This is a genomic window from Streptomyces sp. NPDC005263 (genome assembly GCF_042872365.1).
GTDB lineage: Bacteria > Actinomycetota > Actinomycetes > Streptomycetales > Streptomycetaceae > Streptomyces.
The window spans coordinates 491,013-508,276 of the sequence record NZ_JBIAKJ010000004.1 but is presented as its reverse complement, the minus strand read 5'-3'; the positions used below and the strand labels follow the sequence as shown (position 1 = coordinate 508,276).

Annotated in this window: 18 protein-coding genes; 9 read left to right on the top strand and 9 right to left on the bottom strand. The window is 71.2% G+C overall.

Annotated features, from left to right (window positions below):
* Positions 1 to 5 precede the first annotated feature (5 nt).
* Together ACFYRY_RS20795 and ACFYRY_RS20790 are read left to right on the top strand one after the other, a co-directional pair.
* Positions 6 to 575, top strand: a complete 570-nt coding sequence (locus ACFYRY_RS20795) for a protease inhibitor I42 family protein (protein WP_389147389.1) — start codon at positions 6 to 8, stop codon at positions 573 to 575.
* Between the two features lie 13 nt (positions 576 to 588).
* Positions 589 to 999: a hypothetical protein gene (locus ACFYRY_RS20790; protein ID WP_389147386.1), complete on the top strand. Its 411-nt coding sequence runs from the start codon at positions 589 to 591 to the stop codon at positions 997 to 999.
* A 32-nt stretch (positions 1,000 to 1,031) separates the two neighbouring features.
* Here ACFYRY_RS20790 and ACFYRY_RS20785 read toward each other — a convergent pair whose 3' ends face one another.
* From ACFYRY_RS20785 to ACFYRY_RS20775, 3 genes are all read right to left on the bottom strand, one after another.
* Positions 1,032 to 1,313 carry a hypothetical protein gene (locus ACFYRY_RS20785; RefSeq protein WP_389147383.1) on the bottom strand — a complete coding sequence of 94 codons (282 nt, stop codon included), beginning with the start codon at positions 1,311 to 1,313 and terminating at the stop codon, positions 1,032 to 1,034.
* 15 nt (positions 1,314 to 1,328) lie between these two features.
* Positions 1,329 to 1,514, bottom strand: a complete 186-nt coding sequence (locus ACFYRY_RS20780) for a hypothetical protein (protein WP_389147379.1) — start codon at positions 1,512 to 1,514, stop codon at positions 1,329 to 1,331.
* Between the two features lie 80 nt (positions 1,515 to 1,594).
* A complete protein-coding gene (locus ACFYRY_RS20775) occupies positions 1,595 to 3,139 on the bottom strand; it encodes a CehA/McbA family metallohydrolase (protein WP_389147376.1) in 1,545 nt (514 codons plus the stop codon).
* A gap of 220 nt (positions 3,140 to 3,359) precedes the next feature.
* Between ACFYRY_RS20775 and ACFYRY_RS20770 the strand changes: the two genes are divergently transcribed.
* Positions 3,360 to 4,205, top strand: coding sequence for an LLM class F420-dependent oxidoreductase (locus ACFYRY_RS20770; RefSeq protein ID WP_389147373.1), 846 nt, complete (start codon positions 3,360 to 3,362; stop codon positions 4,203 to 4,205).
* A 23-nt stretch (positions 4,206 to 4,228) separates the two neighbouring features.
* Here ACFYRY_RS20770 and ACFYRY_RS20765 read toward each other — a convergent pair whose 3' ends face one another.
* On the bottom strand, positions 4,229 to 4,777 hold the full coding sequence (locus ACFYRY_RS20765; protein ID WP_389147370.1) for a hypothetical protein: 549 nt from the start codon (positions 4,775 to 4,777) through the stop codon (positions 4,229 to 4,231).
* 304 nt (positions 4,778 to 5,081) lie between these two features.
* Between ACFYRY_RS20765 and ACFYRY_RS20760 the strand changes: the two genes are divergently transcribed.
* Positions 5,082 to 7,667 (top strand): bifunctional FO biosynthesis protein CofGH, encoded by a 2,586-nt coding sequence (locus ACFYRY_RS20760; RefSeq protein WP_389147368.1) that lies wholly within the window; start codon positions 5,082 to 5,084, stop codon positions 7,665 to 7,667.
* Positions 7,668 to 7,761: 94 nt separating this feature from the next.
* A complete protein-coding gene (locus ACFYRY_RS20755) occupies positions 7,762 to 8,334 on the top strand; it encodes a hypothetical protein (protein ID WP_389147365.1) in 573 nt (190 codons plus the stop codon).
* On the opposite strand, the gene ACFYRY_RS20750 is transcribed toward ACFYRY_RS20755, so the two are convergent.
* From ACFYRY_RS20750 to ACFYRY_RS20735, 4 genes are all read right to left on the bottom strand, one after another.
* Positions 8,327 to 8,839, bottom strand: coding sequence for a DUF2165 domain-containing protein (locus ACFYRY_RS20750; RefSeq protein ID WP_389147362.1), 513 nt, complete (start codon positions 8,837 to 8,839; stop codon positions 8,327 to 8,329). The genes ACFYRY_RS20755 and ACFYRY_RS20750 overlap by 8 nt on opposite strands.
* Before the next feature lie 166 nt (positions 8,840 to 9,005).
* Positions 9,006 to 9,380, bottom strand: a complete 375-nt coding sequence (locus tag ACFYRY_RS20745) for a prevent-host-death family protein (protein ID WP_389147359.1) — start codon at positions 9,378 to 9,380, stop codon at positions 9,006 to 9,008.
* A gap of 49 nt (positions 9,381 to 9,429) precedes the next feature.
* Positions 9,430 to 9,615 (bottom strand): DUF397 domain-containing protein, encoded by a 186-nt coding sequence (locus tag ACFYRY_RS20740; protein WP_389147357.1) that lies wholly within the window; start codon positions 9,613 to 9,615, stop codon positions 9,430 to 9,432.
* Entirely contained in the window at positions 9,612 to 10,424 is an 813-nt protein-coding gene (locus ACFYRY_RS20735; protein ID WP_389148375.1) for a Scr1 family TA system antitoxin-like transcriptional regulator, read from the bottom strand. The genes ACFYRY_RS20740 and ACFYRY_RS20735 overlap by 4 nt, the downstream gene beginning before the upstream one ends.
* 113 nt (positions 10,425 to 10,537) lie before the next feature.
* Between ACFYRY_RS20735 and ACFYRY_RS20730 the strand changes: the two genes are divergently transcribed.
* Positions 10,538 to 10,972, top strand: a complete 435-nt coding sequence (locus ACFYRY_RS20730) for an ATP-binding protein (protein WP_389147354.1) — start codon at positions 10,538 to 10,540, stop codon at positions 10,970 to 10,972.
* A 249-nt stretch (positions 10,973 to 11,221) separates the two neighbouring features.
* On the top strand, positions 11,222 to 12,055 hold the full coding sequence (locus ACFYRY_RS20725) for a helix-turn-helix domain-containing protein (RefSeq protein WP_389147352.1): 834 nt from the start codon (positions 11,222 to 11,224) through the stop codon (positions 12,053 to 12,055).
* Positions 12,056 to 12,161: 106 nt separating this feature from the next.
* Here the strand turns inward: ACFYRY_RS20725 and ACFYRY_RS20720 are convergent, their stop codons facing one another.
* Positions 12,162 to 12,752 carry a TetR/AcrR family transcriptional regulator gene (locus ACFYRY_RS20720; protein ID WP_389147349.1) on the bottom strand — a complete coding sequence of 197 codons (591 nt, stop codon included), beginning with the start codon at positions 12,750 to 12,752 and terminating at the stop codon, positions 12,162 to 12,164.
* A 157-nt stretch (positions 12,753 to 12,909) separates the two neighbouring features.
* Between ACFYRY_RS20720 and ACFYRY_RS20715 the strand changes: the two genes are divergently transcribed.
* Both ACFYRY_RS20715 and ACFYRY_RS20710 read left to right on the top strand, forming a co-directional pair.
* Complete coding sequence (locus tag ACFYRY_RS20715; protein WP_389147346.1) at positions 12,910 to 13,632, top strand: alpha/beta fold hydrolase; 723 nt, start codon at positions 12,910 to 12,912, stop codon at positions 13,630 to 13,632.
* Positions 13,633 to 13,821: 189 nt separating this feature from the next.
* Positions 13,822 to 17,130, top strand: a complete 3,309-nt coding sequence (locus tag ACFYRY_RS20710; RefSeq protein WP_389147343.1) for a tetratricopeptide repeat protein — start codon at positions 13,822 to 13,824, stop codon at positions 17,128 to 17,130.
* The last annotated feature ends 134 nt before the right edge of the window (positions 17,131 to 17,264 follow it).

Here is a 17,264-nt window from a genome sequence, read left to right as displayed (position 1 = left end):
GTCCGGTGGCACCAGCGCATTCGACGACGCGTACGGCGTCCACCTCCCGGATCTGGGCGGTGGTCACGGCGGTCGCGTTCCTCGCCCTCGCCACGGGGTGCGGGGGGAAGGACGCGGGTACGGGTACCGGTAAGAGTACGAATACGGACAAGCCCATCAGCCGCCCCACCGGGGACCGCACCATCTCCGCGAAGGTCGGCGAGCGCTTCACGCTCACCGTCGAGGAGAACGCCTCCACCCGCGAGCACTGGTACCTCGTCGACCCGAAGCCCGACACCTCGGTGGTCCGCGGCCAGGGCCGCGAGAGCCAGTCGGACTCCGGCGACCAGCCGGTGCCCGGCGCCGGCAGCAGCCTCACCTTCACCTTCGAGGCCACCGGCAAGGGCAGCACCGAGATCGTGCTGAAGCACTGCACGTTCAAGGCCCCCTGCGACGGGGAGGGGGACGTCGACGGCAGCGGCTCGGCCTCCCCGACGCCGACACCGACCGGCTCCGCTTCCCCGGCACCGTCACCGAGCGGGTCCGCCGCCCCGCCCGAGCCGGAGCGGGTCACCTACACCGTCACCGTCAGCTGAGCCGAGGACCTCCATGAACGCCAGCCCGCAGCACCCGGACCGCACCGACGACGAACTGGCCGCGCTCGACGTCCCGGTCCTCCTGCGCTACGGCCTCACCGCAGAGGCAGGCCCCCGCCGTACCGCCCTCTTCGGCGACGGCGCCGCGGCCGCCGCCGTGACGCTCGACCGGCTCCACACCCAGCCGCGTTCGGTGGCCTTCCTCGCCGAGGTGGTCCGGGCCGGGGGCGTGGCGTACGCTGCGGAGCTGCCCGAGCCGTTGCCGCGTCCCGAGGCGGCGCGGGTCGTACGGGACTGGCTGGAAGCCGCCACCCAGCTCGCGGGCGGCGCGCCCGCCGACGAGGCGATGGCCCGCTGGCTGGGAGCCGTCGCGACGATCATCGAACTGAAGCACCTGACGAGGGCCCGCGCCGAGCAGAACTGACCCAAGCAGAACTGACCCGTTCCGGCGGCGGCCTACGCACGCCCCCGCCACGCGGCCCGGGGCTTTTCCAGTACGCCTGACGCCTCGGCGACCGCTCGGGCGGCGGAGGTGTACACGGCTATCTCGAAGAACGTCCCGATCATGAACTTGGAGTACCGGAACTCCATTCCGAAGAAGACCGCTATGGCGCAGCAGTAGAGGGCTGCCCAGAATCCACGCCGCCGGTTGAGCGGGTAGACGACCAGTGGAAGGACCGGCCATGCGTAGACGCATCCCATGAACACGACGGTCAGCGCGACGACAAGGAAATTCACGTGATCTCCCGGCCTCTACCAGACGCCGGAGTCGTAGAGCGCGCCGACGGTGAGTAACGCGGCCGGAGCGAGGATGAGCGCCGTCGCGAAGAGCCAGCCCATTTTCCAGGACGTCCGGTCGGCGACCTTGACGCACAGCAGCGCGACCGGCGTCACATAAAGGAAGAGCGGGATGAATATGAATGCGAGGCCGGATCCCATGCCGTCTCTCCGTTTCCAGGCCAGAGTGGCCGGGCCTGCTGGGCCGACCACCCTGGATTCAACCATTCGGTGTCACGGGGTCAGGAACGCCCCAGGAACACCGGGTTGGTGAACGCCGCCAAGGCGCCCGGAACCGGTCCCGCCGCCGTCTCGTGCCGCAGCTCCGCGCGGACGTACGCCGCGTACGAAGGCGTCGTACGCCACTCCACGACCCCCGACCCCGTCACCGGCAGCGGGTCGCCGGTGAACAGGACGCCCTGGTCGGTGACGAGGCGGATCACGCAGCGCGGGGCGCCCGTCACCTCCACACGGACCGTCACCGGGGTGTCGCGGCCGACCCGCAACCGTTCCCCGATGCCCGCGTGTTCGCCCCGGCCGCCGGACGCCGAGAAGGCAACGGACACGTTCTTCGACTCGGCCACGTACGAGCGGCCCGCCCGGATGCCCTCCTGGATCGCCTCGCGGGTCAGGTCGTCGGCCAGCACCACCGTCTGCGGGGAGCCGACCGGGTCCGGGTCGCGGTGGGCGTCGCTGCTGCCCATCGCCGGGATCCACGAACGGTCGCCGGAGCGCGTCGACGCGACCAGCATGCTGTCCCAGTCCGCGAGGGCCACCTCGTCGTCGGGCGTGTACGGGCCGTTCCACACCTCGATCGCGTCCGCGTCCCCGAACCCGAACTTCCAGTTGCAGCCGACGCAGGTGGCGTGCGGGTGGGCCGGGACGACCAGGCCGCCCGCGCGGCGGATCTGGCGGGCGAAGCGGCCGAAGCGGTTGTCGCGGGCCCGGTAGCGCCAGTCGACGAAGGTCCCGGGGTCGGTGCCGAGGGCGACCACGTGGCCGTTCCTGGTCGTGATCTCCTCGCCCAGCATGACCAGCAGGTCGTCACCGGCCGCGGACGCCCAGTGCGGATGCGACGTGTGCGTGTTGTGGTCCGAGGAGTTGATGAAGTCCAGGCCCGCCGCCCGCGCCAGCGCCGCGATCTCGGCGGGGGTGCGGCGGCCGTCCGAATGCCAGGAGTGCAGATGGCAGTCCCCGCGGTACCAGGCGCGGCCCCGGCCCTTCGCCCGGGACGGCGGATACGTCGGCGCCACGGTCTCGCCGGGCTCGCCGTAGGTCAGGGTGACGGTGATCTCGTACGCCAGGCCCTGCGGGGCGACCGTGTACGGCCCGAGCGCGATGTGCCAGGTGCCCTCGCGCACGGGGCCCGGGAGGTAGCCCGGCGTCGCGTCGTCCGCGCGCAGGAAGAACTCCGTGCGCGCCCCGCCCGACCAGCCCCGGAAACCCCGGCCGCCCAGCTCGGTGCCGCGCTCGTCGAAGATGCCGATGTCGAGGGCGTTGCCCGGGGTGCCGGCCGGAACCGTGGGCCGCTCGTAGCTGTACGCGACCTTGATCTCCCGTACGCCGGAGGGGACCTCGACGGGGAGGTACACGAAGTCGGGGGAGCCGGGCGGCAGCGTGCCGCGCACGGTCCTCGTCTCCGGTGCCGCGTCGGCCGCCCCGGCCGCTGAAGCGAAGCTCACGCTTCCCAACGTAAGCGCGGCGGCGGCTCCCGTCACGAACAGCGCGCGTCTCGCGACGCCGTGCCGGACGTCGTTGATATGGGTGTCGTCGATGTCGTCACACATGCCTCCACCGTGCCCGAGATGTGTGAACTGCCGTGGAAAGACAGGGGAATTGGCGTGTCTCGGCCCATGGCGGCCCCTGGGGCCCGGAATGCGGACGTCCCACGGACGCCCTACGACGCCCCACGGACGCCCCACGACGCCCTATGACGTCCCACGACCATCCGCACAATGCCGACCGGTCGGTATGGACAGCTCGACCGGCAGCCGGTACAGATGTGCCATGCGCATCTCCGTGACGGTCTTCCTCACCGACGAGACGATCGCCCCGACCCGGCTCGCCCGTGAGCTGGAGCACCGCGGGTTCGCCGGGCTGTACCTGCCCGAGCACACGCACATCCCCGTCGAGCGGACCAGCCCGTACCCGGCGGGCGGGGAGCTGCCGCCCGAGTACGGCCGCACCCTCGACCCCTTCGTCGGGCTCGCCCAGGCGGCGGCGGTGACCGAGCGGCTGGGCCTGGGCACCGGCATCACGCTGGTCGCCCAGCACGACCCGATCGACCTCGCCAAACAGGTCGCGACACTCGATCACCTCTCCGGCGGGCGGTTCACCCTGGGCCTCGGCTTCGGCTGGAACGCCGAGGAGGCCGCCGACCACGGGGTGGAGTGGCGCACCCGGCGTGAGCTGGTCCGGGACCGGATGGCGCTGATGCGGGCCCTGTGGAGCGAGACGCCGACCGCCTACGAGGGTGAGTTCGGGAGCGTGCGGGCGAGCCTCGCGTACCCCAAGCCCGTGCAGGGACCGCGCGGCCCGGTCGTCGGTCCGCGCACGCTGATCGGCGGAGCCGCCGGTCCGAAACTGTTCGCACACATCTGCGAGTACGCCGACGGGTGGCTGCCGATCGGCGGGCGGGGCCTGTCCGAGTCACTGCCCGTGCTGCGGACGGCCTGGGCGGACGCCGGACGGGACCCGTCCGGCCTCCAGATCGTCCCGTACGCCGTCCACCCCAGCCCGGGCAAGCTCGCGCACTACGCCGACCTCGGCATCGAGGAGGTCGTGGTGCAGCTGCCGCCCGAGGGGGAGGCGGAGGTCCTCAAGGCGCTGGACGCCTACGCTCCGTATCTCTAGCCGGGTGTCTGCCTCGGCGCCGGCTACCAGGTGTGCGCCACGTCCACCACCAGCCGGCCGGGCAGCACCAGTACCCGGAACGGCAGCTTGGCCCGGACGCCGAGGCCGAGGTGGGTCCCGCCGTCGTAGGTGCCGCCGAACTTCGCGTCCCGGAAGGTCCGGTAGCCGTCGAAGTCGAGTCCTGGCAGCGGATCCGCGAGCCTGACGTGGTAGCGCGACTCGTCGACCGGCGCGGTGAACTCGATCTCGATGACCGCCCCTCCCGCGACCGGGATACCGGTCTGGGACGGGGGATGGGCGAAACCGGGAACGTACTGGACCCAGTACAGGGCCGGGTCGGCCGTCGTCATGCCCGGGATGTCGATGACCATCCGGTCGTAGCAGTCGTGCCGGCCGGTCCTGACATTCGTCAGGGAAGCGGTCATCGCCAGTGATCCCGGCTCGGACTTGCCCAAACTGCCCCAGCCCGTCTCGCACACGGTGGCCCGCGGCGCGGCAGCGGCGGCCGACACCGTGCCCGCCCCCGTCAGTACCAGCGCCAGCACTGCCGGCACCATTGCCCAGCGTCTCATCGGCGAGCAACTCCCTTCCGTTTCCCGCGTATTGCGCGTCTTTGCCAGGTGAGACAAAGGGAAGAGCGGAACGGTTGGAGGCGACGACGGTAACGATTCAAACAATTACCATTCTGGGGGCGGATCGTACTCATGGGGGCAGATTGCATCCGGGGGACAGATCGCATCCGGGGGACGGATCGCGTCACGGTGGGCAGGTTGCGTCCGGTGGGCAGGTTGCGTCCGGTGAGCTGCGGGTGAACACCGTGCGGCTGCCCCGCCGGGCAGACCCCTCGCGCCGAATGCCTGATCGTATGCTCGAAGGATGACGACCACCGCGACCCCCGGAACCGGACCCACCGACAACTCCATGCGTCGCGCCCTCAAACGCGCCCGGGACGGCGTGGCCCTCGACGTGTCCGAGGCGGCGGTGCTGCTCCAGGCCCGCGGCGACGCCCTCGACGACCTCACCGCGTCCGCCGCCCGGGTGCGGGACGCGGGCCTGGAGGCGGCCGGCCGCGCAGGCGTCATCACGTACTCGAAGAGTGTCTTCATCCCGCTCACCCGGCTGTGCCGGGACAAGTGCCACTACTGCACCTTCGTCACCGTGCCGGGCAAGCTGCGCCGCGACGGCCACGGCATGTTCATGTCGCCGGACGAGGTGCTCGACGTGGCCCGCCGCGGCGCCGCCCTCGGCTGCAAGGAAGCCCTGATCACCCTCGGCGACAAGCCCGAGGACCGCTGGCCGGAGGCGCGCGAGTGGCTCGACGCGCACGGCTACGACGACACCATCGCCTACGTCCGCGCCATCTCCATCCGGATCCTGGAGGAGACGGGCCTGCTGCCGCACCTCAACCCGGGCGTGCTGAGCTGGACCGACTTCCAGCGCCTCAAGCCCGTCGCCCCCTCCATGGGCATGATGCTGGAGACCACCGCGACCCGGCTGTGGTCCGAGCCCGGCGGCCCGCACCACGGCTCCCCGGACAAGGAGCCCGCCGTACGCCTCCGCGTCCTGGAGGACGCCGGCCGCTCCTCCGTCCCCTTCACCTCGGGGATCCTCATCGGCATCGGTGAGACGTACGAGGAGCGCGCGGACTCCCTGTTCGCCCTGCGCAAGGTGTCGCGGGCCTACCACGGCATCCAGGAACTGATCATCCAGAACTTCCGCGCCAAGCCGGACACCGCGATGCGCGGCATGCCGGACGCGGAACTCGACGAGCTGGTCGCCACGGTGGCCGTCGCCCGCCACATCATGGGCCCGAGCGCCTGCCTCCAGGCCCCGCCCAACCTGGTCGACTCCGAGTACGAGCGTCTGATCGGCGCCGGTATCGACGACTGGGGAGGGGTCTCCCCGCTCACCATCGACCACGTCAACCCCGAACGCCCCTGGCCGCAGATCGAGGACCTCGCGCGGCGTTCGGAGGCGGCCGGTTTCACCCTGCGGGAACGGCTCTGCGCGTACCCGGAGTTCGTCCGGCGCGGCGAGCCCTGGCTGGACCCGCGGCTGCTGCCGCACGTCCGGGCCCTCGCCGACCCGGAGACGGGCCTGGCCCGCGAGGACGCGGTGGTCGAGGGCCACCCCTGGCAGGAGCCCGAGGAGGTCTTCGAGTCGACGGGCCGCACCGACCTGCACCGCACCATCGACACCGACGGCCGCACCACCGACCGCCGCGACGACTTCGACGAGGTGTACGGCGACTGGGGCGCCCTGCGGGAGGCGGCCGCCCCCGGCATGGCACCCGAGCGCATCGACACGGACGTACGACAGGCCCTGGCCACCGCGGCCGACGACCCGACGCGGCTGACCGACGACGAGGCCCTCGCCCTGCTGCACGCGGACGGCCCGGCGCTGGACGCGCTGTGCCAGGTGGCGGACGACGTGCGCAGGTCGGTGGTCGGCGACGACGTGACGTACATCGTCACCCGGAACATCAACTTCACCAACGTCTGCTACACCGGCTGCCGTTTCTGCGCCTTCGCGCAACGCCGCACCGACGCCGACGCCTACACGCTCTCCCTGGACCAGGTCGCCGACCGCGCCCAACAGGCCTGGGAGGTGGGCGCGGTGGAGGTCTGCATGCAGGGCGGCATCCACCCGGACCTGCCCGGCACCGCGTACTTCGACATCGCGAAGGCGGTCAAGGAGCGCGTCCCCGGCATGCATGTGCACGCCTTCTCACCGATGGAGGTCGTCAACGGGGCGACCCGCACCGGGATGTCGGTCCGCGAGTGGCTGACGGCGGCGAAGGAGGCCGGTCTCGACTCGATCCCCGGCACCGCCGCCGAGATCCTCGACGACGAGGTCCGCTGGATCCTGACCAAGGGCAAGCTGCCGGCGGCCACCTGGATCGAGGTGGTCACGACCGCGCACGAGCTGGGCATCCGGTCGTCCTCGACGATGATGTACGGGCACGTGGACCAGCCCAGGCACTGGCTGGGGCACCTGCGCACCCTGGCCGGGATCCAGCAGCGCACCGGCGGCTTCACCGAGTTCGTCACCCTCCCCTTCATCCACACCAACGCCCCCGTCTACCTGGCGGGCATCGCGCGGCCCGGGCCGACCATGCGGGACAACCGGGCGGTGACGGCGATGGCCCGGCTGCTCCTGCACCCGCACATCCCCAACATCCAGACCAGCTGGGTGAAGCTGGGCACCGAGGGCGCGGCCGAGATGCTCCGCTCCGGCGCGAACGACCTCGGCGGCACGCTGATGGAGGAGACCATCTCCCGGATGGCCGGCTCCTCCTACGGCTCGTACAAGTCCGTCAAGGACCTGATCGCGGTGGCCGACGCGGCCGGCCGTCCGGCGAGGCCGCGCACCACCCTGTACGGGGACGTACCGGTGGAAAGGCAGCACGTGGCGACCGCCTCGGACGGGCATCTGCCGGAGCTGCTGCCGGTGCTGGACTGAGCGAACCGGCGCCGGACTGCGGAGAGGACCGCGGGCCGCTCGCAGTACGATGATCGGGCCCCTCGTCGGAGGGGTCCCGTAGCTGAGGAGATGCGTGCCCGTGCCTGCCCGACGACTTCCCTCGTGGGTCTGGGTGACCGGTCTGACGGTGGGCGCGGTCGCGGCGGTCACCGTGCTGGCCGTGCAGGCGGACCGGGGGCCGCACCCCACCGCCACGGCCACCCGGCCGAACGCCTCGACGTCGGCGAGCCCGCGTCCCTCCGCGTCGAAGCCCGCCGCTCCCGCCGCCGTGCCGAAGGACTCCGGCACCGGGCGGCGCGTCGTGTACTCCCTCGGCAAGAAGCACGTCTGGCTGGTGGACGCGAGCGGCGCCTCCCGCCGGAGCTTCGCGGTGTGGCCGGGCACGGTCAGCCCCGACCCCGGCACCTACACGATCTCCGTGCGCACGGACGCCACCACCGGCTCCGACGGCGTGCAGATCGAGCACATCGTGTACTTCGCCGCCAAGTCCGGCCTGTCGATCGCGTTCTCCAACGCCGTGGACGGCTCTTCGCCGCCCGCCGTCGCCGCCGGGAAGCAGACCAGCGGCATCCGCACCCGCAAGGCGGACGGCGCGGCGCTGTGGACGTTCGGCGAGACGGGCACGAAGGTGGTCGTGGTCAGGTAGCGGACCGCTCCGTCACGACGGGCAGGTTGACCACCAGCAGTACGACCCCGCTGAACGTGAACGCCCGCGTCGCCGCGTCCAGCCCGTTCCAGTCCTTCGACTGCCACATCGAGAACCACTCACCGCCGATCCCTATGAACCCGGCGCCGAACAGCAGCATGACCATGAGCAAGCCGTACGTGGAGAACCGGCGGGCCCGGCCGAGGTCGTTGCGCGCCCCCAGCCAGGTCCCGTACAGCAGGACGAGGGCGGCGACCGTCTCCCACACGATGATGGCGACGTAGGCCGCGTCCTGAAGCCCCTTGCTGGTGACGGACCTCCACATCAGGTCGTCGTCCTTGAAGGTCGTATCCATGGCGAGGACGTGCCGCACGAACTGCTGGTTGGTACCGAAGTCGGTGATGTTCCCGAACGCGACGAGGGCCATGTAGAGCGCGACCGTCGCGGTGAGGAGGGTGGCGGTGAGGGACAGCGCGCTGCGGGGGGTGCGTGGGGTGGTGGACATGCCGATCATTTTCCCCGGAGGACGGGGGCGGCTGTAGTCATTGAGCCAGAGTGACGCCCGCCCCTGTCAACGGAGTTGGGGACCTACTCGGTGTCCTTCGGATGGCTGGTGGACGCGTGATCCCCGCCCACCGGCGGGGGAGCGACATCGCCGCCGCGCTTCGGGCTCACGGAGCGGTCACCTCGCCGTGGTCCTCGTCCGGCAGTCGACGGGTGAGCTGTGCGGTGAGCGCGGGGTCGGCAAGAACCCTTGCCGTGGCGCGCCATTCCACGACGACTCGATGGAGGTTGGCGTGGACCTCCAGCTGGGCCACGTCGTGCGTGGCGTCGATGAGCTCGGCCACGAACTGCTTCAGCTCGTCCCCCGACAGGTGGCGGACCCAGGGGAAGACCGAGGGGAGCGCCCGCAGTATGGCCCGCTCGCCGGCGTCGCTGCGGACCAGGGCGGCGAGAAGGCGGGCCGTGATGTCCGCCGTCTCCTCGCGCTGCTGGTCGTGGTGTGTGGTCGTCAGGTAGAGATCCTTGCCGTAACGGCGAGTCATGGGCCTTGGTGCGCGCCTCCGGAGCCAGGGGGAGTGGACTCCCCGACGCTCAGCGCCCCGCGAACTCCACGAACTCGGTCCACGCGGCGTCCGCGAAGGCGAGTTGGGCGCGCTGCGTGTCCTTGGAGTCGCGGACGTGGACGGTGGTGTGGGTGGGGGCTATGGCGACCTCGACGCACTCGGGGCCGTCGTTGCTGCTGTAGCTGCTCTTGAACCACTCCAGCGTCGTGATCATGTCTCTTCTCCCGTGACTTTCTCGATGAAGGCCAGCGACTCTCGGGGCGAGAGGGCCTGCGCCCGGATCATTCCATAGCGCATATCCAGGATCTGGACTTCCCGTGGATCACTGAACACGCGGTTGTACAGCTGCCCTTCGGAGTGCCCCAATGTCTTGCCGTCTCGAAGTTTCAGCACCTGGAGCGGGCCGCCCAGTCCCGCGTGGTCGTCGCGGTCCGTGGGCATCACCTGGATCTCGACATGCCGCAACTTGCCGATCTCCAGCAGGTGTTCGAGCTGTTTCCGCAGCACCATTTTGCCCCCGATGGGACGTCGCAGGGTCACCTCCTCCAGGACAAAGGTGAGCAGCGGCGCGGGTACGCGCTCGAAGACGCGCTGTCGTGCCATACGTGCGGCGACGTAACGCTCGATCTCGTCCTCCGGGTACGCCGGCCGTCGCCTCGCGTACAACGCGCGCGCGTACTCCGGTGTCTGCAACAGGCCGTGCATGTTGTGGTTGGCGTAGGCGCCCAACTCGACCGCCTCCTCCTCCAGCTTCGCCAGATCCCGCACCTTCTTGGGGTACCGGGCCCGCTCCACGTCCTCCTTCATCGCGGAGAGCTTTCCGCCCGCGCCGAGCGCCTCGTCGGCCTTGTCGAGGAAGTCCGGCTTCGGCACGCGGCGGCCGCGCTCCACCGACGAGACCATCTCGTCGCCGTACCCGATGGCCGCCCCGAGTTCCGCCTGCTTCATGCCGGCGGCTTCCCGCCACACCTTGACCTGACGTCCGACCGTCCTCAGTACGGCCGCGGTCTCCTCGTCCTCCACCATCGCCCCTCCCGTCGTACGAGCCGTACGACCCCGGATCACGCACGGACAGTCACTGTCCGTACCGGGGTCGTTACTGGTCAGCGTATGGGCGACTGGCCACCCTGGGTGACATGCGCCAGAATTCCCCCGCCCAAGTCACCTCCCCGACGCGCCACTTCGCGGTTCAGCTGTCCGCCACGCGAAGAGGTGCTCGACTCGCCCGTCTGCTCGCCGAGCGGCAACTCGATGACTGGGAGCTGCCTTTCGAGGACGCGGTGCAGATCGTGGCCGAGTTGGCGTCGAACGCCGTACTCCATGGGCGGGTACTGGGAAGGGACTTCCGGCTCGGGCTGGAGCTGCGTGCCGACGGCACTCTCCGTATCGAGGTGACCGACGCTAGGGGCGACCGGCTCCCGTTGCCTGCCGACCCGGTCGCCGACGACCTGGAATCGGGCCGCGGCCTGCGCATCGTCACGGCGTACGCGGACCGCTGGGGCGTCGACGAGGCGCCCGCGCATGCCAAGACCGTGTGGGCCGAACTGACACCGGATCGCAGGCACCAGTGACCCGGCCGGGCCCGACGCCAAAGACAAAGAACCGGGGAAAGAACCCAACCCGCCCCACCCAGCCCGTCGCCACCGCATCCCTGGTCACCCGGTCGAGTGATCGCGTCTGATTCCGCTGGCGTGTCGGCGAATTCGTCAGGCAGCGTCAGAAGGACAGCGGTACCGGACAACCGCACACAGCAAACGGCCCCCGCCGGGACTGGCATCCCGAACGAGGGCCTGATCACCCAGGAAAAAGGACCTTTCCCGATGACTGAGCAGCACCTTAGCGCGCCCACGCGCTCCCGTTCCGCCCGTTTCGCCCGTTCCCGCCTCGGAGTTGCCCACGTGGACGAACGCCACAACCAGGAGTTCACGGTTGTCGGAAACCATCTGGCCCAGCATCCCGATCTGTCGCTCACGGCCATCGGCCTGGCGACCCACATCCAGTCGCTCCCGACCGGAACCCTCGTCGGCATCAAGGTCCTGGCGGCCAAGTTCCCCGAGGGCGAGACACGGATCGCGGCGGCCCTGCGGGAGTTGGAGACGCACGGGTATCTGTCCCGCACCAAGGAGCGCCTGCCGTCGGGGCGGATCGTGACGCGCACGACGTCCTACAACAAGCCCCAGAAGCGCACGGCGCGTACGGCCCCCGCCCCGCGCCGCGAACCGGCCCCGGACCCCAAGGAGCCGGAACAACCGGCCTCGGCCACCGCCCCGCTGTCCGCCCCGGCTCCCGACCTGCCCGCCCACCGCGCCGCCCGCAACGTACTGGCAGGCCTTCGTACCCGCGACCCCCGACTCCACCTCGCCGAGCCCGACGTGCGCCGCCTCGCCCCCGTCGTGGCCACCTGGCTGGAGCGAGGCGTCGCCCCCGACGACGTACAGCGAACGCTCGCGGCGGGGCTGCCGCCGGAAGGCGTGCGCCACCCGGTCGGCTTCCTGGCGCACCGCCTCACCGCCCTCCTGCCGCCCCCCTTCGAACCAGGGCCGGAGATCTCCCGCCCCGACCCCCTCCAGAACTGCGACGGCTGCGACCGGGCGTTCCGCGCCCCATGCCCAGGCCGATGCCGGGAGTGTCGTCCGGGCGTCGCGGCAGCGTAGGAACCCCGGAGAGCGGGGGCGGCTGTAGTCATTGAGCCAGACTGACGCCCCCTGGCAACGGAGTTGGGGGCCTACTCGGGCGCCGCAGCAGCTGCCTGGCGGGTGGTCAGTGTGGTCGGCCCAGCCCTGCGACGAGGAGCTTGACCAGTCGACGGGCGTCGTAGCGGGGATTGTTGCCGGCGCCCGCGCAGAGGCTCGCGACGCCGCGCATGAGCTCGTAGGCGTCCAGGTCGGAACGGATCTCGCCCGAAGCGGTTGCAGCGTCGAGCAGTTGGGTGCACACGGGCAGGAGCCGATCGAGGAAGTACGAGTGAAGGGGGTCGAAGCAAGGGTCGTCGGACTGCAGCACAGTGGCGAGCCCGTGCTTGGTGACCAGGAAATCGACGAAGAGGTCGATCCATCGACCCAGCGCGGCGTGCGGAGTCCCGCCGGTCGTCAGCAGGGCGGGGCCGGCCTCGGCGAGGGCCTCGACCTGGTGCTGGTAGACGGCGACGATGAGGTCCGCTCGCGTCGGGAAGTGGCGGTAGATCGTGGCAGTTCCGACGCCGGCCTTGGCCGCGATGTCGCGAATCGGCGCTTCCACGCCCGACGCGACGAAGACCGCGGCGGCCGCGTCGAGCAGGGTTTCCTCGTTCCGTCGCGCGTCCGCCCGTTTGGGCCGTGGTGCACGCCCCGCGCCCCGATCGCTGTCGCTCACCGCAGCTTCCCTTCGCAATCGAGCTCGCTAAACGGGACAGCGTCCCATATCGTCAAGCGGGACAGTGTCCCGTTTCTCTAGGATGCCAGATCCGGGGCCTCACGCGCAGTCGGCGAAGCCATGCGACGACACGAAACGCTTGGATGGAGCGAGAACCATGTCAACATTCCTGCTGGTCCACGGGGCCTGGCATAGCGGAGAGTGCTGGGAGCGGGTGGTCCCGCTGCTGGCGTCGGCCGGACATCGGGTCCTCACGCCGTCGCTGACCGGCTACGGCGACAAGGTGCCCCTGCTCAGCCCCGAGGTAGGGCTCGACACGCACGTCGACGACATCGTCAGGTTGATCGTCGAGGAGGACCTCACCGAGGTGGTGCTCGTGGGACACAGCTACGCCGGGCTGGTCATCTCATCCGCAGCCAACCAGGTCCCGGACCGGATCGCACATTTGGTCTACCTCGACGCGATGGTTCCGGAGGACGGCGAGAGCGCGGCCGATGTCCAACCCGCAGCCCAGGCCCTGATCGACCAAGCCGCACAGTCCGACAGTGGCTGGCGGGTTCCACCGCTCCCCGAGCTGCCGCCGCCCTTCGGTCTGTTCGGGGTCACCGACCGGGCGGATGTCGCTTGGCTGCGCACGATGCTGTCGGATCAGCCGGTGCGCTGCCTCCAGCAACCGGTCCACCTGGACAACCCGGCCGTGAACACGATCCCACGGACGCACATCCACTGCGCCGTCAAGCCGGAAGGCATTCCCCGGCGATCGGTCCCCGCGATACAGCCCAACGGTGGCCCGGCACAGGTGTGGGAATTGCCGACCGGTCATGACTGCATGATCACCATGCCGGTCGAGCTTGCCAATCTGCTGCTCAAGCTCGGCTGACCCGCTCACCCGGCGCCGTCCGCATCGGTGGCTCATCCGGACGAACAGTGGGCTCCCCGACGTTCAGCGCCCCGCGAACTCCACGAACTCGGTCCACGCTGAGCCAAGTCCCGGGGAGCGACGGCCTCGCGCCCGCATTCGGCCATTGAGTGAGAATGGCGGCGGACGGTCGGACGAGGGGACGTGCGCATGGCACAGGGGCAGCCGTCGTGGCAGGAGCTGATCCAGCAGCGGACCCGGGCCGGGTTCGTGGGCCGGGAAGCCGAACGGGCCGCGTTCCTCAGGAACTTCGACACCCCGATCGGGGACCGTCGACGTCCCTTTCGGTTCCATGTGTCCGGCCACGCGGGCGTCGGAAAGACCTTCCTCGTCGCGGAGTTGAGGCATCTCGCACGCGGACGCGGCGCGTTGACGGCGGATGTCGATGAGGGCGCCGGGAGCGTGCCGGAGGCAATGGCGGAAATTTGCCGTCAGTTCGCCGCCCAGGGACGGCGGTTGAAGGATCTGGAGCGACGGCTGGCCACGTACTGGGAGCGTCGGCATGAGGCGGAGGCGGCCGCCCTCGCCGTGCTCGCGCCGGAGCCTCAGACGCCGTCGGCCGGAAGCAGGGCCGTGGTGGGGATGGGCCTGGCCGCGGTGGGGGCGGCCGTGCCGGGCGCAGGTCTGATCACCGGCGCGCTGCCCGCCGACCTGCTCGCCCAGGGCGCGGACCGTCTGCGGGCCGGTCTCAGCGCCCGGTTCCGCAACCCGGAGGACATCGACCTGGTGCTGTCGCCGGAGAAGGTGCTCACGCCGGTCCTGCTCGCGGAACTGCGCGCGGTGGCCGACGCCGTCGGGTGGATCGTCCTGTTCTTCGACACCTACGAGCGGACCGGACCGTATCTCGACCCGTGGCTGCACGAGATGGTCACCCGCCACGAAGGGGCGGACAGCGGACTGCCCGCCACCGTCCTGGTGGTCACCGCCGGGCAACGGCCGCTGGACGCCGCCCGTTGGAGCGGCCTGGACTCCGTGGCGGACCTGCCGCTCGCCCCGTTCACCGAGGCCGAGGCGCGCGGGCTGCTCGCCGCGAAGGGAGTCGTGGCCGAGCCGGTCGTCGAGGAGGTGCTGCGTCTGACGGGCCGGCTGCCGGTCCTCGTGTCGACGCTCGCCCAGAAGAGCCCTGGCAGCGCGGCGGACGTGCGTGACCCGAGCGGCACCGCCGTCGACCTGTTCCTGAAGCGGGAGCCCGAGGCCCGTCGCGAGGTCGCCCTGACCTGTGCCCTGCCCCGCCGGCTGGACGCCGACGTGTTGCGGGTCCTGGTGGACGGCCCGGACGACGAACTGGCTGTGCTGTACGAGTGGTTGACGGGGCTGCCGTTCGTGGGCGAGCGCGGTGGGCGGGTGCGGTACCACGACGTCGTACGGGCGCCGATGCTGCGGCTGCTGCGACGCCGGTCCCCGCGCGAGTGGTCGGGTCGGCAGCGGCGGCTGGCGGAGGCGTTCGCCCACTGGCGCGCCGACGTCGAGGCCGGCCGGGACAGCGAGGAGCTGTTGGGCGACGAGGAGTGGTGGGAGCTGCGCCTGGAGGAGACGTACCACGCGCTGTGCGCCCGGCCCCCGGCGGCGCTCGGCGAGGCCCTGAGCGCCTTCGTCGTCGCCTGCCGTGAGGACGAGGCCGTCGGGCGCCGCTGGGCGCGGATGCTGGAGGACGCCGGCGACGCGGTGGACGACGTGGCCCTGCGGGAGCGGGGCCGGGAGCTGGGCGAGGCGCTCGCGGACGAGGCGACCGGGGTGGCCAGGGCGATGGACCTGCTGCTGGCACGCCCAGGACTGGACCCGGAGGGCCGGGCGACGGCCCACTCACTGCGGGGCAGGGAACTGCTGCACGTCGGGGAGTACGGGCGCGCCCTGGAGGAGTACGACCGGGCGATCGAGCAGGCGCCGGACCTGGCCCTGCCCCACCACGGCCGTGGTCTGACCCTTCAGCTGGCGGGCGACTTCCCGGCCGCGCTGGCCGCTCTCGACCGGGCCGACGAACTGGCCCCGCACACCCGGTGGATCCTCGCCGAACGCGCGGAGACCCACCGTCTCGCGGGCCGCTTCGAGGACGCCGTCGTCGACTACGGCCGGGCCGTCGCCCTCGACCCGACCGACGCCGGGTCCCTGACCGGGCGCGCCGTGAGCCTGCACGGGCTCGGACGGAACGACGAGGCACTCGCCGACTTCGACCGGGCGCTGCGCATCGACGGGGACAACCTGTGGACGCTGGTGCGCCGGGCCCGGCTGCTCCGCTCCCGGGGGCAGTCGGACGAGGCGTTCGCCGAGTTCGACCGTCTGGTCGCGCTCGCGCCCGACCTGGCCTGGATCGCCTCCGAACGCGGCGACACCTACCGGCTCGCGGGCCGGTTCGAGGACGCCGTCGCCGAGCTGGGCCGGGCCGTCGCCCTCGAACCCGACCACACCTCGGCCCTGGCGAGCCGGGGCGTCGCCCTCCACGAGCTGGGCCGGGGACAGGACGCGCTGGCCGACCTCGATCGCGCCGTCGAGCTGAGACCCGCCTACGGCTGGGCGTTGGTGATGCGGTCCCGGGTCAAGGACGACCTGGGCGACATGGCGGGCATGTTCGACGATCTGCGCCGGGCCGTCGAGGTGGAGCCGGCCACCCTCTGGTTCCGTCACGAGCTGGGCGAGGCGTACCGGATCGCGGGCCGCTACGAGGAGGCGGTCGCCGTCTTCCACGGCATCCTGGAACGCGACCCGGACGACGACGAGACGCTGGCGAGCCTCGGCGCGACCCACCGCGCCCTGAAGGCCTACGAGGAGGCGCTGAGCTGCCTGGACCGCGCCCTCGCGGTGGACCCGGACTACGGATGGGCGTACGGCCAGCGCGCGCGGGTCTGCCTGGCGACCGGGCGGACCGAGCGGGCGCTGGCCGATCTGGACCGGTGCGTCGAGCTGGGGACGGACTCGGACTGGGCGCGCGGCACGGCCATCGAACTGCTGATGTGGTGCGACCGCCGGGACGAGGCGGCGGCCCGGCTGGCCGCGGCGGACGAGACGGCGACCGCCGACGACCTCGGGTATCTGCACGCCGAGACGCACCGGGACGCCGGACGGTGGGCCGAGGCCCGGCAGGCCGCCGAGCGACAGTGCGCCACGGACCCCCTCAACGGTGTCTACCAGCTGGCCCTGACCGTTGGCCGGGCCGAGGGACTGCGGGCCGCGGAGCCTCACTGGCGGGAGTTCGCACGGCTGGTGCACGAGTCCGACGAGCTGAAGGACGAGGAGCGCATGCGGACCCGCTGTCTCATCGGCTGCGCCCTCGGCGACCGGGCCAGGGCCGACGAGGCGCTGGCCGAGCTGCTCGCCGCCCCCGACTGGGGTGAACTGGCGGACCTCGCCACCGCCCTCACCGACCTCCTCCACAGCCCCGGCGCCGACCGCACCCACCTCACCGCCTGCCTGACGGAGGTCACCAGGACCCGCGATGCCGTGCGGGCGCGTTACGCGGGATGACACGAACACCACTCATCAACCATCTGTGATCACATCGGTTCACTCCGGACGCATCTCGCATACTGATCCGCCCCCTGAACCCACCGTCCCCGTTCGATTACAGTGCTGATTTGTCGTACGTCCGGACGGTGCCG

What these genes read in the sequence shown, in the direction of transcription:
- ACFYRY_RS20790 (WP_389147386.1), top strand. Translation starts at nt 589, where the DNA reads ATGAACGCCAGCCCGCAGCACCCGGACCGCACCGACGACGAACTGGCC.
- ACFYRY_RS20780 (WP_389147379.1), bottom strand. Translation starts at nt 1,514, where the DNA reads ATGGGATCCGGCCTCGCATTCATATTCATCCCGCTCTTCCTTTATGTG.
- ACFYRY_RS20775 (WP_389147376.1), bottom strand. Translation starts at nt 3,139, where the DNA reads ATGTGTGACGACATCGACGACACCCATATCAACGACGTCCGGCACGGC.
- ACFYRY_RS20770 (WP_389147373.1), top strand. Translation starts at nt 3,360, where the DNA reads ATGCGCATCTCCGTGACGGTCTTCCTCACCGACGAGACGATCGCCCCG.
- ACFYRY_RS20765 (WP_389147370.1), bottom strand. Translation starts at nt 4,777, where the DNA reads ATGAGACGCTGGGCAATGGTGCCGGCAGTGCTGGCGCTGGTACTGACG.
- ACFYRY_RS20760 (WP_389147368.1), top strand. Translation starts at nt 5,082, where the DNA reads ATGACGACCACCGCGACCCCCGGAACCGGACCCACCGACAACTCCATG.
- ACFYRY_RS20750 (WP_389147362.1), bottom strand. Translation starts at nt 8,839, where the DNA reads ATGTCCACCACCCCACGCACCCCCCGCAGCGCGCTGTCCCTCACCGCC.
- ACFYRY_RS20745 (WP_389147359.1), bottom strand. Translation starts at nt 9,380, where the DNA reads ATGACTCGCCGTTACGGCAAGGATCTCTACCTGACGACCACACACCAC.
- ACFYRY_RS20740 (WP_389147357.1), bottom strand. Translation starts at nt 9,615, where the DNA reads ATGATCACGACGCTGGAGTGGTTCAAGAGCAGCTACAGCAGCAACGAC.
- ACFYRY_RS20730 (WP_389147354.1), top strand. Translation starts at nt 10,538, where the DNA reads ATGCGCCAGAATTCCCCCGCCCAAGTCACCTCCCCGACGCGCCACTTC.
- ACFYRY_RS20725 (WP_389147352.1), top strand. Translation starts at nt 11,222, where the DNA reads ATGACTGAGCAGCACCTTAGCGCGCCCACGCGCTCCCGTTCCGCCCGT.
- ACFYRY_RS20715 (WP_389147346.1), top strand. Translation starts at nt 12,910, where the DNA reads ATGTCAACATTCCTGCTGGTCCACGGGGCCTGGCATAGCGGAGAGTGC.
- ACFYRY_RS20710 (WP_389147343.1), top strand. Translation starts at nt 13,822, where the DNA reads ATGGCACAGGGGCAGCCGTCGTGGCAGGAGCTGATCCAGCAGCGGACC.